The 23064-nt window shown below is 71.9% G+C and carries 25 protein-coding genes; 18 read left to right on the top strand and 7 right to left on the bottom strand.

Annotation, left to right across the window (positions count from 1 at the left end; all coding sequences use genetic code 11):
- Window positions 1-2 precede the first annotated feature (2 nt).
- From LUU90_RS02100 to LUU90_RS02085, 4 genes are all read right to left on the bottom strand, one after another.
- The gene (locus tag LUU90_RS02100; RefSeq protein WP_275001582.1) at window positions 3-1493 is read right to left on the bottom strand and encodes a sensor histidine kinase; all 1491 of its coding nucleotides are present in this window, start codon (window positions 1491-1493) and stop codon (window positions 3-5) included.
- Window positions 1490-2221, bottom strand: a complete 732-nt coding sequence (locus LUU90_RS02095; RefSeq protein ID WP_275001755.1) for a response regulator transcription factor — start codon at window positions 2219-2221, stop codon at window positions 1490-1492. The genes LUU90_RS02100 and LUU90_RS02095 overlap by 4 nt, the downstream gene beginning before the upstream one ends.
- Before the next feature lie 65 nt (window positions 2222-2286).
- Window positions 2287-3138, bottom strand: coding sequence for an ABC transporter permease (locus LUU90_RS02090; protein ID WP_275001581.1), 852 nt, complete (start codon window positions 3136-3138; stop codon window positions 2287-2289).
- Complete coding sequence (locus LUU90_RS02085) at window positions 3135-4079, bottom strand: ABC transporter ATP-binding protein (RefSeq protein ID WP_275001580.1); 945 nt, start codon at window positions 4077-4079, stop codon at window positions 3135-3137. Before LUU90_RS02085 ends, LUU90_RS02090 begins: the two co-directional genes overlap by 4 nt.
- 180 nt (window positions 4080-4259) lie before the next feature.
- Here LUU90_RS02085 and LUU90_RS02080 point away from each other — a divergent pair, with 180 nt between their 5' ends.
- A complete protein-coding gene (locus LUU90_RS02080; RefSeq protein ID WP_275001578.1) occupies window positions 4260-5840 on the top strand; it encodes a peptide MFS transporter in 1581 nt (526 codons plus the stop codon).
- A gap of 51 nt (window positions 5841-5891) precedes the next feature.
- Window positions 5892-6980 (top strand): LacI family DNA-binding transcriptional regulator, encoded by a 1089-nt coding sequence (locus tag LUU90_RS02075; RefSeq protein WP_275001577.1) that lies wholly within the window; start codon window positions 5892-5894, stop codon window positions 6978-6980.
- A gap of 31 nt (window positions 6981-7011) precedes the next feature.
- Here the strand turns inward: LUU90_RS02075 and LUU90_RS02070 are convergent, their stop codons facing one another.
- Window positions 7012-8331 carry a glycoside hydrolase family 6 protein gene (locus tag LUU90_RS02070; RefSeq protein ID WP_275001576.1) on the bottom strand — a complete coding sequence of 440 codons (1320 nt, stop codon included), beginning with the start codon at window positions 8329-8331 and terminating at the stop codon, window positions 7012-7014.
- A 195-nt stretch (window positions 8332-8526) separates the two neighbouring features.
- Between LUU90_RS02070 and LUU90_RS02065 the strand changes: the two genes are divergently transcribed.
- The 10 genes from LUU90_RS02065 (at window position 8527) to LUU90_RS02020 (ending at window position 13844) form a co-directional block, all read left to right on the top strand.
- Window positions 8527-9411: an aminoglycoside phosphotransferase family protein gene (locus LUU90_RS02065; RefSeq protein WP_275001575.1), complete on the top strand. Its 885-nt coding sequence runs from the start codon at window positions 8527-8529 to the stop codon at window positions 9409-9411.
- A gap of 162 nt (window positions 9412-9573) precedes the next feature.
- Window positions 9574-10020 carry an Asp23/Gls24 family envelope stress response protein gene (locus tag LUU90_RS02060; RefSeq protein ID WP_275001574.1) on the top strand — a complete coding sequence of 149 codons (447 nt, stop codon included), beginning with the start codon at window positions 9574-9576 and terminating at the stop codon, window positions 10018-10020.
- The gene (locus LUU90_RS02055; RefSeq protein ID WP_275001573.1) at window positions 10017-10208 is read left to right on the top strand and encodes a hypothetical protein; all 192 of its coding nucleotides are present in this window, start codon (window positions 10017-10019) and stop codon (window positions 10206-10208) included. Before LUU90_RS02060 ends, LUU90_RS02055 begins: the two co-directional genes overlap by 4 nt.
- Before the next feature lie 95 nt (window positions 10209-10303).
- Window positions 10304-10612: a hypothetical protein gene (locus tag LUU90_RS02050; RefSeq protein ID WP_275001572.1), complete on the top strand. Its 309-nt coding sequence runs from the start codon at window positions 10304-10306 to the stop codon at window positions 10610-10612.
- Window positions 10609-11175: a hypothetical protein gene (locus tag LUU90_RS02045; RefSeq protein ID WP_275001571.1), complete on the top strand. Its 567-nt coding sequence runs from the start codon at window positions 10609-10611 to the stop codon at window positions 11173-11175. Before LUU90_RS02050 ends, LUU90_RS02045 begins: the two co-directional genes overlap by 4 nt.
- Window positions 11172-11789 carry a hypothetical protein gene (locus LUU90_RS02040; protein WP_275001570.1) on the top strand — a complete coding sequence of 206 codons (618 nt, stop codon included), beginning with the start codon at window positions 11172-11174 and terminating at the stop codon, window positions 11787-11789. Before LUU90_RS02045 ends, LUU90_RS02040 begins: the two co-directional genes overlap by 4 nt.
- A 209-nt stretch (window positions 11790-11998) precedes the next feature.
- Window positions 11999-12172: a CsbD family protein gene (locus tag LUU90_RS02035; RefSeq protein ID WP_275001569.1), complete on the top strand. Its 174-nt coding sequence runs from the start codon at window positions 11999-12001 to the stop codon at window positions 12170-12172.
- A 105-nt stretch (window positions 12173-12277) separates the two neighbouring features.
- On the top strand, window positions 12278-12844 hold the full coding sequence (locus LUU90_RS02030; protein ID WP_275001568.1) for an RNA polymerase sigma factor: 567 nt from the start codon (window positions 12278-12280) through the stop codon (window positions 12842-12844).
- Window positions 12841-13446: a hypothetical protein gene (locus LUU90_RS02025; RefSeq protein WP_275001567.1), complete on the top strand. Its 606-nt coding sequence runs from the start codon at window positions 12841-12843 to the stop codon at window positions 13444-13446. Before LUU90_RS02030 ends, LUU90_RS02025 begins: the two co-directional genes overlap by 4 nt.
- 17 nt (window positions 13447-13463) lie before the next feature.
- Window positions 13464-13844, top strand: coding sequence for a hypothetical protein (locus LUU90_RS02020; protein WP_275001566.1), 381 nt, complete (start codon window positions 13464-13466; stop codon window positions 13842-13844).
- A 125-nt stretch (window positions 13845-13969) separates the two neighbouring features.
- Here the strand turns inward: LUU90_RS02020 and LUU90_RS02015 are convergent, their stop codons facing one another.
- Window positions 13970-14545, bottom strand: a complete 576-nt coding sequence (locus LUU90_RS02015) for a carboxymuconolactone decarboxylase family protein (RefSeq protein ID WP_275001565.1) — start codon at window positions 14543-14545, stop codon at window positions 13970-13972.
- Between the two features lie 140 nt (window positions 14546-14685).
- On the opposite strand from LUU90_RS02015, the gene LUU90_RS02010 reads away from it, so the two are divergent.
- Window positions 14686-15537, top strand: coding sequence for an AraC family transcriptional regulator (locus tag LUU90_RS02010; protein WP_275001564.1), 852 nt, complete (start codon window positions 14686-14688; stop codon window positions 15535-15537).
- A gap of 58 nt (window positions 15538-15595) precedes the next feature.
- Window positions 15596-16306, top strand: a complete 711-nt coding sequence (locus tag LUU90_RS02005; RefSeq protein WP_275001563.1) for a glutamine amidotransferase — start codon at window positions 15596-15598, stop codon at window positions 16304-16306.
- A gap of 85 nt (window positions 16307-16391) precedes the next feature.
- On the opposite strand, the gene putP is transcribed toward LUU90_RS02005, so the two are convergent.
- Window positions 16392-17891: a sodium/proline symporter PutP gene (gene putP, locus LUU90_RS02000; protein WP_275001562.1), complete on the bottom strand. Its 1500-nt coding sequence runs from the start codon at window positions 17889-17891 to the stop codon at window positions 16392-16394.
- A 228-nt stretch (window positions 17892-18119) separates the two neighbouring features.
- Between putP and LUU90_RS01995 the strand changes: the two genes are divergently transcribed.
- From LUU90_RS01995 to LUU90_RS01980, 4 genes are read left to right on the top strand one after another with little or no spacing between them, the layout of a single operon-like run.
- A complete protein-coding gene (locus LUU90_RS01995) occupies window positions 18120-19520 on the top strand; it encodes a hypothetical protein (RefSeq protein WP_275001561.1) in 1401 nt (466 codons plus the stop codon).
- Window positions 19521-19559: 39 nt separating this feature from the next.
- Window positions 19560-21059 carry an arylsulfatase gene (locus tag LUU90_RS01990; protein WP_275001560.1) on the top strand — a complete coding sequence of 500 codons (1500 nt, stop codon included), beginning with the start codon at window positions 19560-19562 and terminating at the stop codon, window positions 21057-21059.
- On the top strand, window positions 21056-22081 hold the full coding sequence (locus tag LUU90_RS01985) for a formylglycine-generating enzyme family protein (protein ID WP_275001559.1): 1026 nt from the start codon (window positions 21056-21058) through the stop codon (window positions 22079-22081). Before LUU90_RS01990 ends, LUU90_RS01985 begins: the two co-directional genes overlap by 4 nt.
- Window positions 22078-23028 (top strand): HAD family hydrolase, encoded by a 951-nt coding sequence (locus LUU90_RS01980; protein ID WP_275001558.1) that lies wholly within the window; start codon window positions 22078-22080, stop codon window positions 23026-23028. Before LUU90_RS01985 ends, LUU90_RS01980 begins: the two co-directional genes overlap by 4 nt.
- Window positions 23029-23064: the final 36 nt, after the last annotated feature.

The following is a 23064-nucleotide window of genomic DNA, read 5'->3' as shown; positions in this document are numbered from 1 at the left end:
GGCTACGGGGCGTCCGTGGCGCCCACCGCGGACAGGGGCAGCGTGAGCCTGAAGCACGCGCCCTCGCCGAGGCCGGTGATCAGCTCGACGTCGCCGTCGTGGGCCCGCGCGATCGAACGCGCGATGGCGAGCCCCAGCCCGGCGCCGGCCCCGCCTTCACGGTTCCGGGAGCGGTCTGCCCGGTAGAAACGGTCGAAGGCGCGCGTGGCCTGCTCGGCGCTCATACCCGGCCCCTGGTCCGCGATCTCGAGGACGGCGCGGCCGCCCGCGGTGCCGACGCCGATCCGGACGGGTGTGCCGGCCGGGGTATGTGCTGCGGCGTTCCCGACCAGGTTGGTGACGATCTGCCGCAGCCGGGCCTCGTCGGCGCGGACCGGGGCGGGACCGGGGGGCCCGTGGCCCTCGGGTCCGGTCAGCTCCACGGGGCGGGTGGGGTCGAGCGCGCGGATGTCGAGCCGGCCGTCGCTCGCCAGGGTGCGCAGGTCCATCGGCGTCCGGTCGAGCTGTTCGGGTGCCTCGTCGAGCTGCGCGAGGACCAGCAGGTCCTCGGTGAGCGCGGCCAGCCGCGTGGCCTCGCGGTTGATCCGGCGCATCGCCTCGTCGACGTCGGTCCGCTCGGGCAGCGCGCCCATCTGGTAGAGCTCCGTGGAGCCCTTGATGCCGAAGAGCGGGGTGCGCAGCTCGTGGCTGACGTCCCAGACGAAGTCGCGCATCCGCGTCTCGGACGCGGCGCGGTCGGCGAAGGCCTGTTCGAGCTGGCCGAGCATGGTGTTCAGCGATCCGGCGAGATGGCCGATCTCGGTCCCGGGCGGCGCGAGGTCGGGCACGCGCCGGGTGAGGTCGCCGCCGGCGATCGCGGCGGCCGTGTGCTCGATCTGGCGCAGCGGCCTGAGACCGCGGCCCAGGGCGAGCCAGCCGACCGCCGTCAGCAGGACGAGCAGCGCGGCCCCGCTGAGCACGCTGCTGCGCCGGAGCGCGTCGACCGTGGCATCGCTCTCCGCGAGCGGCGCGGCCGCGACCACCGTGCCGTCCCACCCGACGGCGGGCCGGGCGACCGCGTGCCACCGGGTGGAACCGCCAGCGCCCGGGAGGTCGACGATCTCGCCGTCGGCCGGGACGGCGTGCAGGTCGTCGAGCGTCGGGAGGGTGGCGCTCTCGAGCCCGGAGGACCGCAGCTCCCTGGTGATGTCACCCTCCGCGTCCAGGTATGCCAGGTACGGGGCACCGAGCAGGTCGAGCGCGGGTCCGAAGAGCTCGCCGGCCGTCTCGAGCTCCGGCGGCGGGGTCCGGGACGCGTGCGAGGCGAGCTCGGTGAAGGAGATCAGCGTGTCGTCGATGCGGTCGAGCTGGTAGCGCTCCAGGTGCTCGGAGAGCAGCGCGCTGATGAGGCTCAGCCCTGTCAGCAGCAGGGCGGTGGTGATCACCAGGAGCCGGACGCGCAGAGAGAGCCGCTGCAGCGGCCGCGCTCCTGGCCGGGGAGCCGTCCGCGTCACCGCCGCGGCTCCCGCATCACGTAGCCCACCCCGTGCACGGTGTGGATGAGCTTGGGCTCCTCGGTGTCCACCTTGCGCCGCAGGTAGGAGATGTATGTGTCCACGATGCTGACGTCGCCGCCGAAGTCGTAGCTCCAGACGCGGTCGAGGATCTGCGCCTTGGAGACCACGTGCCCGGCGTTCTCCATCAGGTAGCGGAGCAGCCGGAACTCGGTGGGCGAGACCCGGACGGGCTGCCCGGACCGCGTCACCTGGTGTCCTTCCGCGTCGAGCACCAGCGTGCCCACCGCCAGCAGGTCGGCCGGGTGATCGGAGGTGCGGCGCAGGATCGCGCGGATCCGGGCGATCAGCTCCTCCAGGTCGAACGGCTTGGTCACGTAGTCGTCGGCACCGAGGGACAGGCCGGTGACCTTGTCGGCCTGGCGGCCCCGGGCGGTGAGGAAGAGGACCGGCACCGGGCGGCCGCGACCGCCCGGATGCGGCTCGCGCAGCCGCCGGACCACCTCGAAGCCGTCCATGTCCGGGAGCATCACGTCGAGCAGCACCAGGTCGGGCGGCTCGGCGGTGGCCGCGGCCACCGCCGCACCGGCGGTGGCCACGGACGACACCTCGAACCCGGCGAACCGCAGGGTCGCGGAGAGCAGCTCCCGGACCGTGTCCTCGTCGTCGACCACCAGCAGGCGCTGGGCGCCCGCCGGCGGCCCGCTCGCCCCACCTGTTCGCTCCACGTCGATCCGCTCTCCGTCGATCCGCTCTCCGTCGATCCGCTCCACGTCGATCAGCGTACGGAGCATCACACGTCGCGACGCCGGAAGAGGACGAATGCCACCGTGAGCGTCGCCGCGACCCCGAGGCACATCCCGGCCAGGTTCAGCCAGGGCGCGGGATACTCCGGGTTCGGCACGGTGGTCAGGACCTCCGCCGCGCCCAGGGTGGGCCAGAAGTCCAGGAGCCACCCGAGCCATCCGGGGAACAGGCCTGCGAACCCGGGGATCAGGAAGATGATCGCCACAAGGGTGGCCAGCGCCCCGGCGGTGGCCCGCAGGATCACCCCCAGGGCGAGCGCGAGCAGCGAGATCGCCGCGAGATAGACGCCGCCCCCCACCACCGCGGAGAGCACCCCCGGGTCACCGATGCTCGCGTTCGGCACCCCCTGCGCGCCGAGCATCGCCTGCCCCAGGAAGAACGAGGCGAACATGAGCGCCTGGCCCGCCACGGCGGCTACGGCGGTGACTAGCACCGCCTTCGCCGCCAGCAGCCGGTGCCTGCGGGGCGTGGCCGCCAGCGACGTCTGAATCAGGCCGGTGGCGTACTCCGAGGTGATGACCAGGATGCCCAGCACGCCGATGATCAGCTGGGCGACGAGGTACGTCGTCAAGCTCTGGTTGGTCGGGTCCCAGTCCATCCGCTCCGCGGCGGTCATGTCCGCGTACTCCGCCCCGACGGAGCCCAGGGCCAGGGCGGTGATGCCGAGCCCCGCGAGAGCCAGGCCGGCCAGCGTGTACCAGGTGGACCGCAGGCTGCGGAACTTGACCCACTCGGTGTGGACGGTGCGGGTGAACGGCATCGTCGTGGGCGGTGCGGTCGTGGGCTGTGCGGTCGTGGGCTGTGCGGTCGTGAGCTGTGTGGTCGTGAACCGTGTCATGAGGTGGCTCCCAGGTACTCGAGGCTGTCCTTGGTCAGTTCCATGAAGGCGTCCTCCAGCGAGGCCTGCTGGGGGGCGAGCTCGCTGAGCACGATGTCGTTGTAGGCGGCGAGCCGGCCGATCTCGGCACCGGTCAGGCCTGCCACGACGAGCGAGGACTCGAGGCCGTCCCGTACGGTCGCACCGGCGGCCGTGAGCAGGCGGGCGAGGACCTCCGGCTCCGAGCAGCGGACCAGCACCGTGCCCTCGCTGTTGGCGGCCATGAAGTCGTTCATGCTGGTGTCCGCGATCAGCCTGCCGCGGCCGATGACGACCAGGTGGTCGGCGGTCTGCGCCATCTCGCTCATCAGGTGGCTGGAGACGAGCACCGCGCGGCCCTCGTGTGCCAGGGAGCGCATGAAGCCCCGGATCCACCGGATCCCCTCGGGGTCGAGCCCGTTCACCGGCTCGTCGAAGATGAGCACCCCCGGGTCGCCGAGCAGGGCCGCCGCGATCCCGAGCCGCTGCCGCATGCCGAGCGAGAACTGTCCGGCGTGCTTGCCGGCGACACTCGTCAGACCCGTCCGCTCGAGCACCGCGCCGACCCGGGCGGCAGGCAGGCCGTTGCTCACCGCGAGCGCCAGCAGGTGGTCGTGGGCGGTCCGGCTGCCGTGTACGGCCCCGGCGTCGAGCAGCGCGCCCACGTGGACCAGCGGGACGGGCAGGTCGTGATAGTCGAGGCCGCCGATGGTGGCCGACCCCTGGGTCGGCGTGGCCAGGCCCAGGATCATCTTCATGGTCGTGGACTTGCCGGCGCCGTTCGGGCCGAGGAAGCCGGTCACGTGCCCGGGTTCGACGGTGAACGACAGGTCGTCCACCACGGTGTCGGGTCCGTACTTCTTGGTCAGTCCTCGGACGTCGATCCGGTGGGTGCGGACGGGGCCGCTGCTCAGGAGGTTCATGCGGCGAGACTGCCGTGCCGTGCTGGCCGGGTTCGGGGGAACTCTGTGAGATTCCGGTGAGCCCGCGCCGTCCTGACACGCCGTGGCTCGTGCGAACGTGGTGGGGCGGTCGGGCTCACAAGAAACCCGAAGGACCGTCCCCGACGTGCGTGGCGCCCCCAACACGCCGACGATCGGGGGATGAGCACAGGCTCGGCCACGCCGCCCTCAGGACCAGCACCAGGACCAGCACCGGAACCCGCACCCGGACCCGGACCGGCCGCACCCGCCGCCGCGCTCGCCGGCGACCGCCGGTTCTTCGGGCACCCGCTCGGCCTGATGACGCTGTTCACGACCGAGCTCTGGGAGCGTTTCAGCTACTACGGTATGCGCGCCATCCTGGTCTACTACCTGACCGACACGGTCGCCAACGGCGGCCTCGGCCTCGACCAGACGCTCGGTGTGGCCCTGGTGTCGATCTACGGCACCGGCGTCTACCTGCTGTCGGTGGTCGGGGGGTGGCTCGCCGACCGAATGATCGGCGCGCGGCGCTCCACCCTCTACGGCGGCGTCATCATCGCCGCCGGGCACGTTCTCCTCACGGTCCCGGCGGCAGGTTTCGCCTACCTGGGCATCGTGCTCGTCGCGCTCGGCACGGGCCTGCTCAAGCCGAACGTGTCCTCGATGGTCGGCGCCCTGTACGACAGGCACGACCCGAAGCGTGAGGCCGCCTTCCAGATCTTCTACATGGGGATCAACATCGGGTCGCTCTTCTCACCGATCATCGTCGGCGCCGTCCGGGCCGTCTGGGGTTACCACGCCGGATTCTCCGTCGCCGCGATCGGCATGTCGTTCGCGCTCGTGTTCTTCGTGCTGGGCCGCAAGCACCTGCACGGGGCCGGTGACGACGTACCCAACCCGGTCCGGCCCGGGGAGCGCCCGGCGGTCGTGCGGATGTTCGGCATCGTCCTCGTCGGCGTCGGTGTCGTGTACCTGGTGGCCCGCCTCGTGTCGGGGGAGTGGGGCGTGTACGCCCTCATCGACACCCTCAGCTACGTCGCGTTCCTCGCCCCGGTCGCGTTCTTCGTCGTCATGTACCGCTCCCCCCGGGTAACCGACGCCGAACGACCCCGCCTGCTCGCCTACATCCCCCTGTTCGTCGCCGCCATGCTCTTCTTCATGATCTTCGAGCAGGCGGCCACCACGCTCGCGACCTTCGCCGCCGACCGGACGTCGCGCGAGGTGCTCGGCTTCACCGTGAGCCCGGAGTTCTTCCAGTCCGTGAACCCCGCGTCGATCATCATCCTCGCGCCGGTGTTCGCGTGGCTCTGGGTGCGGACCAAGGACCGCCCGCCCACGCCGTACAAGTTCGCGATCGGGCTGGCGCTCGCGGCCGTCTCGTTCCTGGTGCTGTCCGCGGCCTCGGCCATGGCGGGCGACGGCCTGACGCCTGGCTGGGTCCTGGTGGCCGTCTACGTGATCCAGACGCTCGGCGAGCTCTGCCTCTCACCGGTCGGCCTGGCCGCGACCACGCTGCTCGCGCCGCGGGCCTACCAGGGGCAGGCGATGGCCCTGTGGTTCCTCGCGCCGGCCGCCGGACAGGCGATCACCGCGCAGCTCGTCCAGGCCACCGCCGACGTGTCGGACACCGTGTACTTCGGCGGCATCGGCGTGGTCGCGCTCGCCTTCGCCGGCCTGCTCGCGCTGCTCGGCCCGTGGGTCACGCGGCACGTTCGGCTGGCCGACCAGCTGGAGGGCGCACAGACGGCAGGCCGCGAGTGACAGGCAGCGAGTGACAGGCAGCCGCCGGAGGGCCGGCACTAGGCTTGCCGCATGCCAGACCCCACGGCGGCCGGTCCGGTGGACCGTCGCGAGAGAACGTTCGGTGACAGTCGGATCGAAGCACCGAAGGTGCCCACGCTGGACGAGGTGGCCCGGCGGGCGGGGGTCTCGCGCTCGGTGGCGTCCCGAGCGATGAACAACGCCCGCAACGTGAGTCCGGCAAAGCGGGAGGCGGTCGCACGGGCGGCGAGCGAGCTCGGCTATGTCCCCAACGCGACGGCGCGTGCCCTGGCGACGAGCACCGGCGGCTCGGTGGTCCTCGCGGTCTCCGACGACGATCCGGCGCTGTACGGGGACCCGTTCTTCTCGCAGGTGCTCGTCGGTGTGGCGACGGCGCTGGACAGGTCGGAGCTGGACCTGACGCTGATGCTCGCGTCCTCGGCGCGCAGCCAGGCCCGGCTCGAGCGGCTCCTGAGATCGCGTCGGTCCGACGGCGTGATGCTGATGGCCCTGCGCGGGGACGACCCGCTGAACCGGGTCGCGGCGGCGACCGAGCTGCCGGTGGTGCTCGGCGGCCGGCCGCTGCACGGGGAGGCGCGCTGGTACGTGGACGTGGACAACCGGGGCGGCGCCCGCACCGCCACGGAGCACCTGCTGCGATCCGGTCGCCGTCGCATCGCCACCATCGGCGGTCCGACGGACCTGCAGGCGGCGGTCGCCAGGTACCAGGGCTTCGCCGACGCCATGGCGGTGGGGCGGCTGGACGCGGACATCGTCGAGCACGCCGACTTCACCTATGAGGGCGGCGCCAGGGCGATGGCGCGGCTGCTCGCCGCGCACCCTGACATCGACGGCGTCTTCGCCGCCTCGGACAACATGGCCGCCGGCGCCCTGCGGGCTCTCAAGGAGGCCGGGCGCCGCGTTCCGGAGGACGTCGCGGTGGTCGGCTTCGACGACCTCGAGATCGCGCGCCGCACGGAGCCGCCGCTCACCACTGTCAGTCAGCCGATCCGTGCTCTCGGCCAGGAGATGGCCACGATGCTGGTGCGGCTGATCGACGGCGAGTCGCCCACCCCGGTGATCTTGCCCACGCACCTGGTGGTGCGGGGCTCGGCGCCCGGCGAGAGGGGCGGGGAGTGACCCGCTCGCCGGGCATCCGACCGGTCGGGCGTCAGTACTGCGTGTCCCGGACCCTCGGCCCGCCACCGAGGGCCGGCTGGGCGAGCTCGATCAGCTCGCGTGCCTGCTCGGGGAACCACTGGCCGGCGGCCGGGTCGACCATGCCGCGCTCCGGGTCCTCCGGTCCGCCGAGGCCGCGGAAGCACTGGCCGTCGGATTCGCCAGGGATCTTGATCCACAGGAGGGCGTCGACGAGCTCGTTGCCGGTATCGGTCGTCGGGCGCAGCCCCAGGCCGCGGTCCGGCGGGTTGCACCACGTCTCGGCGTCGGGGTAGACGCCGGCCGGTGCGGCCCAGGCGCCCCGGCCGTTGCGAGAGGTGTCGATGACGAAGTGCGTGGTGGGCTCGACGTCACCGAGCGCGGCCTCGTAGCGTGAGTCGATGCCGGCGGTGTTGAGCGCCGGATCGGCGGCGGTCGGGCTCCAGATGCCCTGGTTGGACAGCGTCACGCCGGTCCAGTCGTTCGCCGGGCCGCCGCTCCAGTACTGGTTGCCGCAGCTCGCGTAGTCGCCGGGCACGACCTGCGTTGCGTAGGCGATGCACTGCGAGATCCAGGTGCCGTAGGCGGTGACGTTCTCGGTGAACTCGTAGTTAGACACGTTCAGGAAGAACCCGTCCGCGCGCTCGACGCCTGCCTTGACGAGGCGGTCCGCGGACTCGCCCACGTTCAGCCAGGACGAACCCGTGCCGTCGAGGTACACGACGGCGTTCGGCTGCCGCTTCAGACGGTCGACCGCGTAGTTGAGCATCTCGAAGCGCTCCGCGGCGGCGTCCCGGCCCGTGGTCTCGGGGTCGTACTCCGGCGGCCGGCACCGCTCAAGTTCGCCGTCCAGCGTGGTGTACCAGGGGATGACGCCGAGGCCGTCGGGCTCGAGCACGACGGCGACCTCCTCGTTCCCGATCCCCGCGGCGAAACTGTCGATCCACGCCTTGTACTCGTAGACACCGAGGGCGCCACCGGCCGAGTAGAGCGCGCAGTCCCGGAACGGGATGTTGTACGCGACCAGGACCGGCACCTTCCTGCCCGTGTGCTTGACGAGCCTGCGGACGTCGTTCTTCACCTCGGCCGGCGTGCCGTCGGTGAACCAGGTGGAGCTGGGGATCCTGCTGAGCCGGAGCGCGTCCCGCTTGGCCTGTCCGCGCAGGGTGCGGGCGGCGTCCTTGGTGGAGCTGTGGGGGTCGTTGTAGATCTGCGTCCCGGGGGACAGGACGTCGTTGCTCGCCTGGGCCGGACCAGCGCCGAGCAGGGTCGCGCCGAGGGCGCACACAGCCAGCGCGGCCAGGAGCCGGCGCCGAGAGGTCGGTCGTGTCATGTGGAGGATCTCCCAAGGTCTCTGCGAACGCGTCGTTGCTGTTCGCTGCTTCGAGCAAGAGTGAGCACAGGGTGAGCACGAGCTGGAAGATTGTGGAAGCGCTCCCAGTCCGACCATGGTCGGGGCCGGTCGGTGGTCGTGTCAAGGTTCGGATGGCCGGCTGGTTCCAGCCGGACCGACGACGAAGGAGCTCGCGTGACATCGCACTACCTCACCGTCCCGGAGCTGTTCGCGGCTCGGACCGTCGAACGGGAGCAGGAGGCCGGGCGGGCCTGGATCGACCAGCTCCCGCAGCTGGTCGAGCAGCTCCTGCGCGAATGGGGCCTGACACTCGTCGGCCTGCCGGTCTCGGGCAATGTCGGGCTCGTGTGGGAGGTGCGACGCGCGGACGGGACCCCGGCCATGCTGAAGGTGAGCTGGCGCGACGTGGAGACGAGGAACGAGGCAGAAGCCCTGCGCAGGTGGGGCGGTCGGGGCGCGGTGCGGCTCATCGCGGCGTCCGGCGAGGCGGGCGCCCTGCTGATGGAGCGCCTCGACGCGGGCGTGAGCCTGAGCAAGGCGCCGATGAGCGCCGCCATCGAGGCCGCCGCGGAGATCCTGCGCCTCCTGCACGTCCCGGAGTGGTCGGGCTTCGACGACGCGCTGGAGCTCGAGTCGAGGATGGCTGCGCCCGGAGAGAAGTATCGCGAGCGCCTCCGCGCCCTGCGGGCCGATGTCGAGCACGCGTTCCGGAACGCGCCGCATGTGCTGCTCCACGGCGACTTCCACTACGAGAACGTGCTCCGGCGGGGAACTACCTGGACGGCCATCGATCCCAAGCCGACCCACGGCCCGGGCGAGTGGGACCTGCTGCCGCTCCTGAGGAATCGCTTCGACGAGCTCCCGCGCGGCCCGCGGCAGCCGGGCGGGATACGGGACCGCCTCGACTCCCTGATCGTCGCCACCGGCTCGGACCCGGACCGGGCGTACCTGTTCACCCGCTACCGGGCGCTCCGGGACGCGGACTATGCCGACCGGGTCAACGACACCGGGTTCGAGGCCGTGGCGACCGCGATCGCCGAGGCCGCCTCCCGGTCCTGACCGGGTGGCCTCGGGACATCGCACCACGCTCCGCACCGCACCAGACACCTCGCACGACGAGTTTGTGACGAACTCCGGGCTCCCTCCGTCTCAGAGATGTCGCTGGTTCTAGCGGCTCGCGCCCAGGGGGGCGTGACGCGAGCAGAGCGGAAGGAACACATCATGGCGAACACAACGGTCACAGCCGGCCCGAACGCGCAGGGGGAGTCGGCACGGACGTCCGGGCTCGACGGCACGACGACCATCGGGGACGGTGTCGTCGCGAAGATCGCGGGCATCGCCGCCCGTGAGGTCAGCGGTGTCTACGCGCTGGGTGGAGGCGCCGCGCGCATGGTCGGCTCGATCCGTGACGCGCTGAACTCGACGGACCTCACGCAGGGGATCACCGTCGAGGTGGGCGAGAAGCAGGTCGCCGTCGACGTGACGATCGTCGCGGAGTACCCAGTGGCGCTGCAGAAGGTCTCGGACGAGGTGCGCACGGCGGTGTACCAGGCGATGCACGACCTGGTCGGCATGGAGGTCGCCGAGGTCAACGTCACCGTCAACGACGTGCGCCTGCCCTCGGACGACGACCAGGAGGGCGAGCAGCAGGAGGGGCGGGTCCGGTGAGTGCCACGGTGACCGGCACGGCGGCCGGTGCGCTGCTCGCACTGACCTGGATCGTGCTCGGCTTCGGGGCGTTCGCCCTGGTGGCGGTCGCGATGCTGATCGGTGCCACGGTGGGCCGCGTGGCCGACGGAAGGCTGGACGTCCGGGCGCTCGCGGACGCCGTCCGAGGCCGGCGTTCGTCGTCATGACCACCGCTGACCGCGCTGTGGTGGCGGGGCAGGCGGTGCCTGGAACGACGGTGCCTGGAACGACGGTGCCTGGAACGGCGGTGCCTGGAACGACGGTGCCTGGAACGACACGGATCACCGCCCGCGCCCTGGAGCATCTCGCGGTCCGCCTGGTCGGAGACGCGGCGCAGGTGGCCCACCGGGAGATCTCGGTGCGGCTCGCGGACGCCGGCGGCGCCCTGAAGCTGTCGGTGACCGTACCGGTCGCCATCGGTGGCGGTGCCGCGGGGTCGATCCCCGACCGTGGGGAACGCGTTCGCCGTCGCCTGGTCGAGGGCATGCGTGACCTCGCGGGGCGACAGGTCGACGTCGTCGACCTGCGCTACTCGGGAGTGCGGCGGGTCGTGGGAAGGAGGGTGCGGTGAGGAACGAACAAGCCGTCTACCGCAGGGTCCTGCGGCGCGAGACGCACGCGTCGCGGACGAGCGCCGCGGTGGTCACCGCGGTGGTGGTGATCGTGCTGCTGGCCGGAGTGATCGCGGTGGGGGTCTGGTGGCTCGCTGTGCCGGGGGACCGCGACACCATCGAGGGCTGGTTCGACTCGGCGTCGGCGCTGGCCGGTGACCGTGCGGCCCTCGTGACCGCGGGTGTCGTCGGGCTGGGGATCGCCGTGCTGCTGCTGGCGCTGGCGTTGCTGCCCGGTCGGCTCCCACGCCGGGCGCGCAGCACCGAGCGTGTGGCGCTGCTCGTCGACGACGGGGTCCTCGCCGACGCGGTCGCCGACGCCGTGGCGGCACGCTGCGGTGTCGACCCGCGGCAGGTCTCGGCCACGGTCGGACGGCGGCGTACCGCGGTACGTGTGACGCCGATCAGCGGCGTCCCGGTCGACCGGGAGGCGGCGGCGGACTCCGCCGCGTCCGCCGTCGCCGCCCTCGGGTTCTCTGCCACACCCGAGCTGACCGTCGCGCGACAGGGGGTGGTCTCGTGAGATCGAACAGCAGGGTCCTGAACCGCGGGCTGCTCCTGCTGTGCGGACTGCTCCTCGCGGCTGCCGGCATGACAGCGGTCCTCGCCGGCACCCCGTCGTGGGAGTCGCGGTGGACGGGCCCGTGGTCGCCTCCGGACCTGGTCGGGAGAGGGCTGTCGCGGGCCGGCGAGACGGCGGCGACGCTGCCGTCGGTCGGGGGCGTACCCGGCGGGGTGCTCGTCGGCCTGGGCCTGGCCGCCCTGCTGGCCGCGCTCCTGATCTGGTTCGTCTGTACGCGGCACCGGGGCGGCACCACGACGGTGCTCCGGCTGGAGGCCGACGGCGGACACACCGCAGTCGACCGGAACGTGGCCGAGGCGCTGCTCTCCGCGGAGCTCGAGGAGCGACCCGACGTGCTCTCGGCCCGCACCCGGGTGTACCGGGTGCGGGGGACCGAGACGATCGACCTGGCGGTGACGGTGCGCCGGGGCGCGGACCTCGCCAGGGTGCTGGCCGCGACGGAGCAGGCGGTGGACGCCTGGGACGCGCTCGCCGGTGTCCGGGTCCCAATCGTGGTCCGGCTGTCCGATCGAAGCTGGTCGGACGGGCTCCGCGCGCCCGACCGGGTGCGTTGAATCCGGGTGCGTCGAATCCGGGTGGGAAGAATCCGCCGCAGATCGGGCGACTGCGGGGCGAAAGTTTCGGACTGAGGGGAGGCTGAGGAGGCGCGCGCCGGAAAGCGCGACGGAAGTGCGACGGAGAGTGCGACGGAGAGCGAGAGAAGTACGGATGAACTCGGCCACCCGCTTCGGAGACCGAGGAGAACTACGGGGAAGGAAAGCTCATGGGCGCAGAGGACAAGATCAGGAACGCGGCGGACAAGGCGGTCGGCAAGGTGAAGGAGGCCGTCGGCAAGGTCACCGACGACGACCAGCTCGCCGCCGAGGGCAAGACCGACCAGTCGAAGGCCGACCTGAAGGACGCCGCCGAGAACGTCAAGGACGCCTTCAAGAAGTGACCGGTCCCGGGGCGAGGCCGCGATCGCGCGGACCTCGCCCCGGCCTCGGGGACCCGCGGCGACACAGGCTCGCGGCGACACAGACACTCGTGAAGGGGGCTGCGGATGGGTGCTGACGACCTTCAGGCTCCTCTTGACCAGGCGGACGACCGTATCGTCGCCGGTCGCGCGGCAGACGGCGACGTCGCCGCATTCGGGGTGCTCGTCCGCCGCTACACGCCGATGATGCGCGCGTACACCCGCCGGATCCTGAACTCGGGCACCGACGTCGACGACATCGTGCAGGAGGCGTTCGTGACCGCCTGGCAGCGGCTCCCCGAGCTCGATGACCCGGGCAAGGTGAAGAGCTGGCTGATGCGGGTCGTCAGCCGCAAGGCCGTCGACCGCATCCGCGCGAGCAGGCCGCAGGTCAGCGTCGACCACATCGAGCACCCTGCCCCCGCGCACGCCTCGCCGCCCCGGGTGGCCGAGACACGTGCCAAGGTTGATGCCCTCAGCGACGCGCTCCAGCGGCTCGCCGACCAGGAGCGCGAGTGCTGGGTGCTCCGTGAGCTGGGCGGATACTCCTACAACGAGATCGCCGAGGAGATGGGCGTCCCGGTGAGCACCGTCAGGGGACTGCTGGCGCGGGCGCGCAAGCACATCATCGTACGGATGGAGGAGTGGCGATGACATCCGGGGACGACAGACCAGAGCCTCGTCCGCTCGAGCTCGATCCTGAGCACCTCGACGGGCACACCATCGACGAGCTCACCGACTACCTGGAGGCGGGCCGGGTCCCGGCCGATCCCTCGATCGACGGTTCGCCGGCCTGCCGGCTCGCGCTCGACGCCCTCGAACGGTTGCACGGGCTCACCCCCGACCTGATCGCCGCAGACACGGCGGCGGAGCCGGAGGCCGACGACGGCTGGGTGCGCCGCGTCCTCGGCGGTATCGCGCTCGACGCGCACGCGGGGCGACGCATCCCCCTGCCGACGTCGGAGCCGGGCGCCGACCTGGGCATCACGGAAGGTGCGGTCCGCGGCCTCGTGCGTGCCGCCGAGAGGGCGGTGCCCGGCCTGGTGGTCGGACGGTGCCGGTTCGACGGCGACGTGACCCTGACGGGCGCGCCCGTCAGGGTCCTGGTCGACGTGAGCGTTCCCTATGGTCGTCCGATCCCGCCCCTGGTCGAACGGCTGCGCGGCGAGATCGCCGGGCGACTCGCGCTGCACACGGAGCTGAACGTCACCGCCGTCGACATCACCGTCCGTGACGTGCGGCCGCACGGCTCATGAATCGAGGAGGCTCACCGATGAACACGGCACACAGCGCGGGGGCGGTACGAGGCGCGGAGATCGCCAACGAGATCGAGGCCGCCCTCCGTTCGGTCCCCGGCGTCTCCGATCTCTACCGGTCCGGGTCGTTGGTCGCGAACGTGGTCGACGCGGGCGCGCGCCGTCTGGGTCTGCACGACGACGCCGCGCCGCTGGTCCTGGTGCAGGACGCCGAGGCCGGGCTGCGGGTCGACGTCGCCATGGGGGTCCACATCTCGGCGGGTGCCGGTGCGACGATGCTCGCGGCGCACCGCGCGGTCCGCGACCTGCTGACCGGACACGAGTTGCGCGACGCGCAGATAGTCCTCACGGTGGTCCACGTCGACGAGTCCCCGACCGCTGACCGTGGTGCGATCTGACTGCGGCGGGATCTGACTGCGGCGGAATCTGACCGCGGCAGGAAAGAGCTGGCCTGCCGCGGCCTGGTCGTGCGAGTCCGCGGTGTGGGTGGACCGCACGACCAGGCCGCTGGTCGCACCGGGCGTCAGCTCGCGCGGCGCAGCGCCACCGCCGGGAAGTCGACGGGGACGGCGAGCGCGATGTTGACGTAGTTGGTGAACAGGTTCAGGGCCACCTGCGCGATCACCTCGACGATGTGCTCGTCGCCCCAGCCCTGGTCACGGACGGCCTGGACATCCTGGTCGGTCACCTGGCCGCGGTGCTCCACCACCTGCAGGGCGAAGGTCAGGAGTGCGGCGGTGCGCGGGTCGTCGGACGCGCCGTCCTGGGCGGCCACCAGCTCCTCGCGGGTGAGCCCGGCCTTGCGGCCGAGCGCGGTGTGGGCGGCCAGGCAGTACTCGCACGAGTTGCGGTTCGCGACGGCGACGGCGATCTGCTCGCCGAGCGCCGGCCCGAGCGCTCCACCGCCGAGCGCCCCGAACGACGACCACATGCTCGTCAGTGCGGCGGGGGAGTTCGCGACCGCCCGGAACATCGTGGGCACCGTGCCGAACGCGCCGTGGATCTGGTCGAGCAGGTCCTTCACGTCGCGGGTGGCCGTCTCGCGCTCGACCAGCGGGACGGCAGGGACGACAGGCGCAGTGGAGGTGGAGTTGGACATCGAGGTTCTCCTTCAGCTGTGAGGGGACCGCCTCCCGCTCGGCAACCGGCGGGGGCGTGCTCCTAGACTGACAGCGCCCAGTGGACGGATGGCGCGAAATCGTCCGTGATTCGTACCAGATCGTCTGGCACACTGGTGCGATGACCTCCATCGACCGGCTCTCGCCCCTCCTGGACCGGTTCCGGGTGCGCACGCGCGTGTTCCACACCGGGCCGCTGTGCGGCGTGACGACCTTCGCCGCGCAACCGGGGCGTGGATTTCTCCACGTCCTGCGCCGTGGCGAGATGGAGGTGACCTACCGAGGAACCGGCGGCACGCTGGAGCACATGGCGGTCGACGGGCCGAGCCTGCTCTTCTACCCGCGCCCGCTGGAGCACTCGTTCCACAACGCGCCGACCGAGGACTCCGACTTCGCGTGCGCCACCCTCGACTTCGACGGCGGCAGCACGCACCCGCTCGTCCGCACCCTGCCGCCGGTGATGGTGCTGCCCCTCGCGGCGGTCGACAGCCTGGAGCCGTCGCTCGAGCTGCTGTTCGCGGAGATCGACAACGTGCGCGGCGGCCGGAGGTTGCTGGCCGACCGCCTGTTCGAGGTGGTGCTCATCCACCTCTTCCGCTGGGTCCTTGACCACACCGACGAGCTCGGCCTCCCCGCCGGCCTGCTGACCGGCCTGGCCGACGAACGCGTCGCCCGCACCCTCGTGGCGATCCACGAGGAGCCGGGCAGGCCGTGGACGCTGACCACGATGGCCCAGGAGGCGAACATGTCGCGCAGCGCCTTCGCCGCCCGGTTCAAGGCCGTGGTCGGGCAGGCGCCCGCCGAGTACGTGACCGGCTGGCGGCTCACGATCGCCCAGGACCGGCTCCGTGCCGGTGCCTCCGTCGCGCGGACGGCCACCGAGCTCGGGTACGCCAACCCGCCGGCGTTCTCCCGGGCGTTCACGCGGGAGCTTGGCAGGTCCCCGCGCGCCTGGCTGGCCGGCGTCCGCTGATCCCCGCCGCCCGCCGCCCGCTTTCCCCCGCGGACCAGCATGACCCTGAGGAGCTGCCATGACGCGAGACGCGCTCGCGATCCGACACGTGCCGTTCGAGGACCTCGGGCTGCTCGAACCCCTGCTGAACGCCCGTGGATACCGGACGTCGTACCTGGACGTCCCCGTCGAGCCCGTCACACCGGAGGCGGCGCTGCGGCCCGACCTCCTCGTCGTGCTCGGCGGCCCCGTCGGGGTGTACGAGACGGAGGCCTACCCGTTCCTCCGCGACGAGAAGGTGGCCATCGCGGCCCGGCTCCGCGCGGGCCTGCCGACGCTCGGCGTGTGCCTGGGGGCGCAGCTCGTCGCCGCGGCGCTCGGGGCGGACGTCGTCGCCACGGGCCGCAAGGAGATCGGCTACGCCCCGCTGACGCTGACGGACGAGGGACGCGGCTCCGCGCTGACCTCGCTGGACGGTGTCCGGGTGCTGCACTGGCACGGCGACGAGTTCGCGGTCCCGGCCGGCGCCGCCCGCCTCGCGGAGACGCCGGGGTTCCCGAACCAGGCCTTCGCCGTCGGCTCGCACATCCTGGGGCTGCAGTTCCACCTCGAGGCCGACCACACGCAGATCGAGCGGTGGCTGGTGGGGCACGCGCACGAGCTCGCGGCTGCCGGCGTCGACCCGGGCCGCGTCCGGTCGGACGCCGCCGCGTACGGCCCTGCGCTCGCCGACGCCGCGCGGCGCACCTTCGACGCCTGGCTCGACCCGGTCTGGCTCGCCCCGGTGTGAACCGACTCGCCGTGCACCGGCGCCACACCCGTGCGCGAGACTTCCGCACGGGTGTGGCGCCGGCGGGTGTGGCTCCCGCGATCCGTCAGACGCCGGCCTTCTTCGCCGTCGCGAGGCGCGTCGCCTCAGCGAACTCCGTGCGGACCGCCTCGGACGGCGCAGGCGTGAGCAGGCTGACGACGATCGCGACGAGCCCGCCCAGCACGAAGCCGGGGACCAGCTCGTAGAGCGTGTCCGCCAGCGGGGACCGGCCCCAGACGAACGCGACGACGGCGCCGACGACCATGCCGGACAGCGCACCCCAGCTCGTGAGACGACGCCAGTACAGGCTCAGGAGCACGATCGGGCCGAACGCGGCACCGAACCCGGCCCAGGCGAACCCGACCAGGTCCAGGATCGTGTCGGTGCGGTCGAACGCGATGATCGCGGCGACCACCGCGACGAGCAGGACGCCGACGCGGCCCAGCATCACCTCGGTGCGCGGGGTCATCGCGCGACCCGTGATCTTGACCAGGTCCTCGACCAGGGCCGAGGACGAGACGATGAGCTGCGACGAGATCGTCGACATGATCGCGGCGAGGACGGCGGCCAGGACCAGGCCCGCGATCAGCGGGTGGAACAGCACCTGGGACAGGAACAGGAACACCGTCTCCGGGTTCTCCAGCGTCTCACCGTTGATGTTGACGTAGGCGACGCCGATCAGGCCGGTGATGATGGCGCCGACGGCGGTGACGATCATCCAGGTGATGCCGATGCGGCGTCCGGCGACGGCGTCCTGCGGGGAACGCATGGCCATGAAGCGCACGATGATGTGCGGCTGGCCGAAGTAGCCGAGACCCCACGCGGCGGCCGAGATCACTCCGGTGACGGTGGCGCCCGCCACGAGCGAGAGGTGGTTCGCCGCGTCGCTCGTCTCCGCGGCGAGGATGCCCTCCCGGATCGGGCCCCAGCCGCCGAGGTCGAAGAAGGCCACGATGGGCACCGCGACCAGGGCGAGCAGCATCAGGAGGCCCTGCGCGACGTCGGTCCAGGTGGCGCCGAGGAAGCCGCCGAACAGTGTGTAGGCGAGGGTCACGCCGCCCACGACCCAGATGCCCGTCGTGTAGTCGAACCCGAAGGAGCCCTCGAAGAACGTGCCCCCGGCCACCATGCCGGAGGAGACGTAGAAGGTGAAGAACACGAGGATGATGGCGCCGGACGCGACACGCAGGAAGCGTGACGTGTCGTGCAGCCGGTTCTCGAAGAAGCTCGGGATGGTGATCGAGTTCCGCGCGGTCTCCGTGTAGGCGCGCAGCCGCGGCGCGACGAACTTCCAGTTGAGCCAGGCGCCGATCGTCAGACCGATGGCGATCCAGGCCTCGACGAGGCCGCTGACGTAGATGGCGCCGGGCAGGCCCATCAGGAGCCAGCCGGACATGTCGGATGCGCCGGCGCTGAGCGCGGCCACACCGGGGCTGAGCCGCCGGCCACCCAGCATGTAGTCGTCGAGGTTGTCGTCCGTGCGGCGGAACGCCGCGTAGCCGATACCCAGCATCAGTGCCAGGTACGCGACGATCGCGATCGTCTTCCAGGCCTCGGGGGTCATGGAGCTGCTCCAGTACTTGTTGCGGAAAAAACTCACGTGCGGGTGTACTTCAGCCCGGCAGTCTGGCACGAAGTGCCGACCAGGGTTCATCTTCACCCCCTGACCAGGCCCGTGACCGCCTCCTCGGCCGATCACCCGTTCTGGGTGAGGCCCCCGGGTGGACCGGAAGCGAGCATCGAACCCGTCAGGTACCGCCGACGCGTGGCGGGCACCGGGGGGAGCGGCAGCATGAGCGAGACAGCCGGAGCGGACGGCGTCGTCGGGTCGCCCGACGTCGCCGCCCGGCTCGCCGCGCTCGAGCGGGAGAACGCGGACCTCCGACGTCGGCTCAGCGAGCCGGCGATCCCGCCGGACCACGCGGCGGACCACCGGACCCGCCATCGCGGGCGGAGCGCCGCCGCCGTCGTCCTGATCGTGGTCGGGGCGCTGCTGGCACCCGTGGGCGTCGTCGCCGCCTGGGCCGAACGCACACTGACCGACACCGACCGCTACGTCGCGACCGTCGCCCCGCTGGTGGACGACCCGACGGTGCAGTCCGCCCTCGCCGGCCGGATGACCCAGGCCGTGATGACGCGGATCGACGTCGGCTCGCTGCTCGACTCCGTCGCGGGCGGCCTCGGCGAGCGGGACCTCGCGCCGCGGGCCGCGGAGGCACTGCCCCTGCTGGAGGCGCCGCTCAGCAGCGGGGTCGAGTCCTTCGTCCGCCGGACCGCCGACAGCGTCGTGACGAGCGGCGAGTTCTCCTCCGCGTGGGACCAGGCCAACCGGGTGGCGCACGAGCAGCTCGTAGGCGTGATGCGGGGCAACGGTGGCGACGTCGTCCAGGTGGGGCAGGACGGTGAGCTCACCATCCAGCTCGCGGGGATGATCGACCTGCTGGGGGACCGGCTCGCCGAGCGTGGGTTCGCGCTGGCCGCCAACCTGCCCACCATCGACGCGACGTTCACGGTCATGCAGACCACTCAGCTCGTCGAGATCCGCAACAGGTACGCCCAGATCGTCGCCCTGGGGACGTGGCTCCCGTGGCTGGTGCTCCTCCTGCTGGGCGCAGGCGTCCTCCTCGCGACGCGCCACCTGCGCGCCCTGGTCGCCGCCGGCCTCGCGCTCGCCGGGGGCATGCTCGCCCTCGCCCTCGGCCTCGCGATCGCCCGCGGCCTCTACCTCGACGCGCTCAGCGGAGCCGTGCTGCGGCTCGACGCCGCGGAGGCGGTCTTCGACCAGCTCGTCCTGTTCCTGCGCGCCACGCTCCGCACCGTCGGGGTGCTCGGCCTCGTCGTGGCGCTCGCCGCCTACCTGGGCGGGTCCAGCCCGTCGGCGCGCGGCCTGCGGGCCGGCCTCGGCAAGGGCTTCGGCAACGCCCGGGCCTGGGCCGAGGGCCGTGGCGTGTCCTCAGGCCCGGCCGGTCTGTGGCTCGCCCGCTACCGCGGCGTCGTGCGCACGGCGATCGTCGCGCTCGCCGTCCTGATCCTGCTGCTGGCGTCGGACCCGACACCCGGTCTCGTCGTCGGGACCGCCGTCGGCGCCGGCCTGCTCATCGCGCTGGTCGAGCTGCTGGCCCGGCCGCAGCCCACTGCTCAGCCCACTGCCCAGCCCACCGCCCTGTCCGCTGATCGGGACAACCCGTCCTGACGCGGTAGCACCGAAGATCACCGACTCGAAGGAGACATCGTGGCCGACAAGCCGAACATCCTGGTCATCTGGGGAGACGACATCGGGATCAGCAACATCAGCGCGTACTCCAACGGGGTGATGGGCTACCGCACGGAGAACATCGACCGGATCGCGGCGGAGGGCGCGCTCTTCACCGACTACTACGGGGAGCAGAGCTGTACCGCCGGCCGCGCCGCGTTCATCACCGGGCAGAACCCCTACCGGACCGGGCTGTCGAAGGTCGGCATGCCGGGTGCGGACCTGGGCCTGCGGGCCGAGGACCCGACGATCGCGACGGCCCTCAAGGAGCAGGGGTACGCGACGGGCCAGTTCGGCAAGAACCACCTCGGCGACCGGGACGAGTTCCTGCCGACCATGCACGGGTTCGACGAGTTCTTCGGCAACCTCTATCACCTGAACGCCGAGGAGGAGCCGGAGCTGGACGACTACCCGACGCCGGAGGACTTCCCCGACTTCCGCAAGCGGTTCGGCCCGCGCGGGGTGATCCACTCCTGGGCGAACGGTGACGGCACGCAGCGCATCGAGGACACCGGCCCGCTGACCAAGAAGCGCATGGAGACGGTCGACGAGGAGTTCCGGGACGCGGCGCTCGGCTTCATGCGCGACAAGGCAGGCGACGACGAGCCGTTCTTCCTGTGGTTCAACTCGACGCACATGCACTTCCGCACCCACGGCAAGCCCGAGAGCAAGGGCCGGGCCGGCCGGTGGCAGTCCGAGTACCACGACACGATGCTCGACCACGACGACGTCGTCGGCTCGCTGCTGGACCAGCTCGACGAGCTCGGCATCGCCGACAACACGATCGTCGTCTACTCCACCGACAACGGCCCGCACATGAACAGCTGGCCCGACGCCGGGATGACGCCGTTCCGCAACGAGAAGAACTCCAACTGGGAGGGTGCGTACCGGGTCCCTGCGATGGTGCGCTGGCCGGGGAAGATCCCGGAGGGCACCGTCCTGAACGGGCTCTTCAGCCACAACGACTGGTTCGTGACGCTGCTGGCGGCGGCCGGCGAACCCGCGATCGCGGACAAGCTGCGCGAGGGCACGGAGCTGGCCGGTACCCGCTACAAGGTTCACCTGGACGGGCACAACCAGCTCGAGTACCTCACGGGGGAGACCGACGAGTCACGGCGCAAGCACTTCTTCTACGTGTCCGACGACGGCGACCTCACCGCGCTGCGCTTCGACAACTGGAAGATCGTGTTCCTGGAGCAGCGCGCGGTCGGCACGCTCAACATCTGGCTCGAGCCCTACGTCGAGCTCCGTGCGCCCAAGATCTTCAACCTGCGTACCGACCCGTTCGAACGGGCCGACATCACGTCGAACTCCTACTTCGACTGGATGCTCGACCACGTGTGGCTACTCATCCCCGCCCAGGCGTACGTGGGCAAGATGCTGGCCACGCTCAAGGAGTTCCCGGCACGGCAGAAGCCGTCGAGCTTCAGCATCGACCAGGTGCTCGCCAAGCTCGAGTCAGGCGTCCCGAGCGCATGACGGCGCGCACCGACCGCGCCCAGGTGCAGGCCCAGGTGCAGGGCGCCCGTACCGACGACACCGTCCGGCTCGACGGTGGCACGTTCACCATGGGCTCCGACGCTCACTACCCGGAGGAGGCACCCGCACATCCCGTGCGGGTCGACGGGTTCCGGATCGACCGGTTCGCCGTGACGAACGCGCAGTTCGACGCGTTCGTCACGGCGACAGGGTACGAGACCGTCGCCGAGCGGCCGCTCGACCCCGCCCTCTACCCGGGTGCGCCCCCGGAGAACCTCGCGCCCGGGTCGATGGTGTTCACGCCGACTCCTGGCCCGGTCGACCTGCGCCACCTCAGCCAGTGGTGGGCCTGGGTCCCCGGCGCCTCATGGCGCCGGCCCGAGGGGCCCGGGTCCGGGATCGACGACCGGGGCGACCACCCCGTCGTCCACGTCGCCCACGAGGACGCGGCGGCCTACGCCGCGTGGGCCGGTGCCGACCTGCCGACCGAGGCCCAGTGGGAGTACGCCGCCCGGGGCGGCGTCGAGGGGGCGGCGTTCACCTGGGGGGAGCAGGCCCGGCCCGGCGGCCGCATCCTGGCGAACACCTGGGACGGACCCGACTTCCCGTGGCGGTCCACCGGTGAGTCGGGCTGGCTGCGCACGGCACCCGTCGGATCGTTCGCCCCCAACGGGTTCGGCCTGTACGACATGGCCGGGAACGTCTGGGAATGGACGGGGGACTGGTGGACCGACAGGCACCCTGACGCCGCGCTCGAACCGTGCTGCGCGCCGGTGAACCCGCGCGGCGGCGACGCCGACTCCAGCCGCGATCCCCGCCAGCCGCAGTTCGCGGTCCCGCGCAAGGTCATCAAGGGCGGGTCCTTCCTCTGCGCGGACACCTACTGCCTGCGCTACCGCCCCGCGGCACGCCGGCCGCAGGCGATCGACACCGGCATGAGCCACGTGGGCTTCCGGTGCGTCCACAACGACACGGCGCTCGCCGTGCCGCCGGGCGCCAGGCTCCTGGAGGTGGCGTCATGACCGGCGAGGACCAGCTGCCCTCCTGGCTTCCCGGACCCGCCCGCGACGCCGTGCTCGGGTTCCTCGCGCAGGCTCCCTCGATCGCGCCGGAGGACCGGGTCGCCTATTTCGACAACGACGGCACGCTCTGGTGCGAGCGGCCGACGTACGTGCAGTACGAGTTCTTCCTCGACGCCCTCCGACGACGGGTGCGGGACGATCCGACGCTCGCCGAGGAGGCGGAGTTCCGGGCTGTGCTCGCGGGCGACGTCTCGGCGGTCGGTGAGATCGGGCTCGAACGGGTGGCCCTGGCGCTGGCCGGCCTCTTCCGGGGGATCGGCCCCGGCGCGTTCACCCGGGAGGTGCGCGCGTTCCTCCGGTCGGGCACCCATCCGACCCTCGGCCACCCCCTGAGCGACATCCGGTACGGACCGATGCTGGAGCTCATCGCCGCGCTGCGGGAGCTGGACTTCACCATCGGCGTCGTGACCGGCGGCGGCACCGAGTTCGTCCGCTCGATCAGCCAGGAGCTGTACGGCGTGCCGCCCGAACGGGTGGTGGGCACGATGATCGCCTACGAGCTGGGGCAGGACGTCCACGGCCGGCCGGCCCTGCGGCGCACCGGCCGGGTGCTGGGCGACGTCAACGAGGGCGCCGCCAAGGTCACCAACATCCAGACCCAGCTCGGCAGGCCCCCGGTGCTCGCCGCGGGAAACTCCGCGGGGGACACCGAGCTCCTCGAGTGGGCCGCTGCCGCCGACGGTCCGCACCTCTCGCTGCTGGTGGACCACGACGATCCCGACCGGGAGTTCGCCTACGCCAGCGAGGCGCAGTCGTTCGCCGCGGGGGAGCCCATCACGGAGACGGCGCGGCGGCTCGGCTGGACGACCATCAGCATGAGGAACGACTGGGCCTCCGTCTTCGCCCAGGACAACCGGCGCCAGAGCGGGGGCGGCGTCGGCGGCTGACACGCACCTTCACCCACAACGGGTGAGTGCCCTCGC

This window comes from Promicromonospora iranensis (assembly GCF_028994775.1).
In the GTDB taxonomy this organism is placed as follows: domain Bacteria; phylum Actinomycetota; class Actinomycetes; order Actinomycetales; family Cellulomonadaceae; genus Promicromonospora; species Promicromonospora iranensis_A.
Note: the sequence above shows the minus strand (reverse complement) of the source record. Positions and strands in the feature narration are given on the sequence as shown.

Bases quoted from the DNA above. Each gene is read 5' to 3' on its own strand.
- LUU90_RS02090 (WP_275001581.1), bottom strand. From the start codon at position 3,138: ATGACACGGTTCACGACCACACAGCTCACGACCGCACAGCCCACGACC.
- LUU90_RS02085 (WP_275001580.1), bottom strand. From the start codon at position 4,079: ATGAACCTCCTGAGCAGCGGCCCCGTCCGCACCCACCGGATCGACGTC.
- LUU90_RS02080 (WP_275001578.1), top strand. From the start codon at position 4,260: ATGAGCACAGGCTCGGCCACGCCGCCCTCAGGACCAGCACCAGGACCA.
- LUU90_RS02075 (WP_275001577.1), top strand. From the start codon at position 5,892: ATGCCAGACCCCACGGCGGCCGGTCCGGTGGACCGTCGCGAGAGAACG.
- LUU90_RS02070 (WP_275001576.1), bottom strand. From the start codon at position 8,331: ATGACACGACCGACCTCTCGGCGCCGGCTCCTGGCCGCGCTGGCTGTG.
- LUU90_RS02060 (WP_275001574.1), top strand. From the start codon at position 9,574: ATGGCGAACACAACGGTCACAGCCGGCCCGAACGCGCAGGGGGAGTCG.
- LUU90_RS02035 (WP_275001569.1), top strand. From the start codon at position 11,999: ATGGGCGCAGAGGACAAGATCAGGAACGCGGCGGACAAGGCGGTCGGC.
- LUU90_RS02030 (WP_275001568.1), top strand. From the start codon at position 12,278: ATGGGTGCTGACGACCTTCAGGCTCCTCTTGACCAGGCGGACGACCGT.
- LUU90_RS02025 (WP_275001567.1), top strand. From the start codon at position 12,841: ATGACATCCGGGGACGACAGACCAGAGCCTCGTCCGCTCGAGCTCGAT.
- LUU90_RS02020 (WP_275001566.1), top strand. From the start codon at position 13,464: ATGAACACGGCACACAGCGCGGGGGCGGTACGAGGCGCGGAGATCGCC.
- LUU90_RS02015 (WP_275001565.1), bottom strand. From the start codon at position 14,545: ATGTCCAACTCCACCTCCACTGCGCCTGTCGTCCCTGCCGTCCCGCTG.
- LUU90_RS02010 (WP_275001564.1), top strand. From the start codon at position 14,686: ATGACCTCCATCGACCGGCTCTCGCCCCTCCTGGACCGGTTCCGGGTG.
- LUU90_RS02005 (WP_275001563.1), top strand. From the start codon at position 15,596: ATGACGCGAGACGCGCTCGCGATCCGACACGTGCCGTTCGAGGACCTC.
- putP (WP_275001562.1), bottom strand. From the start codon at position 17,891: ATGACCCCCGAGGCCTGGAAGACGATCGCGATCGTCGCGTACCTGGCA.
- LUU90_RS01995 (WP_275001561.1), top strand. From the start codon at position 18,120: ATGAGCGAGACAGCCGGAGCGGACGGCGTCGTCGGGTCGCCCGACGTC.
- LUU90_RS01985 (WP_275001559.1), top strand. From the start codon at position 21,056: ATGACGGCGCGCACCGACCGCGCCCAGGTGCAGGCCCAGGTGCAGGGC.
- LUU90_RS01980 (WP_275001558.1), top strand. From the start codon at position 22,078: ATGACCGGCGAGGACCAGCTGCCCTCCTGGCTTCCCGGACCCGCCCGC.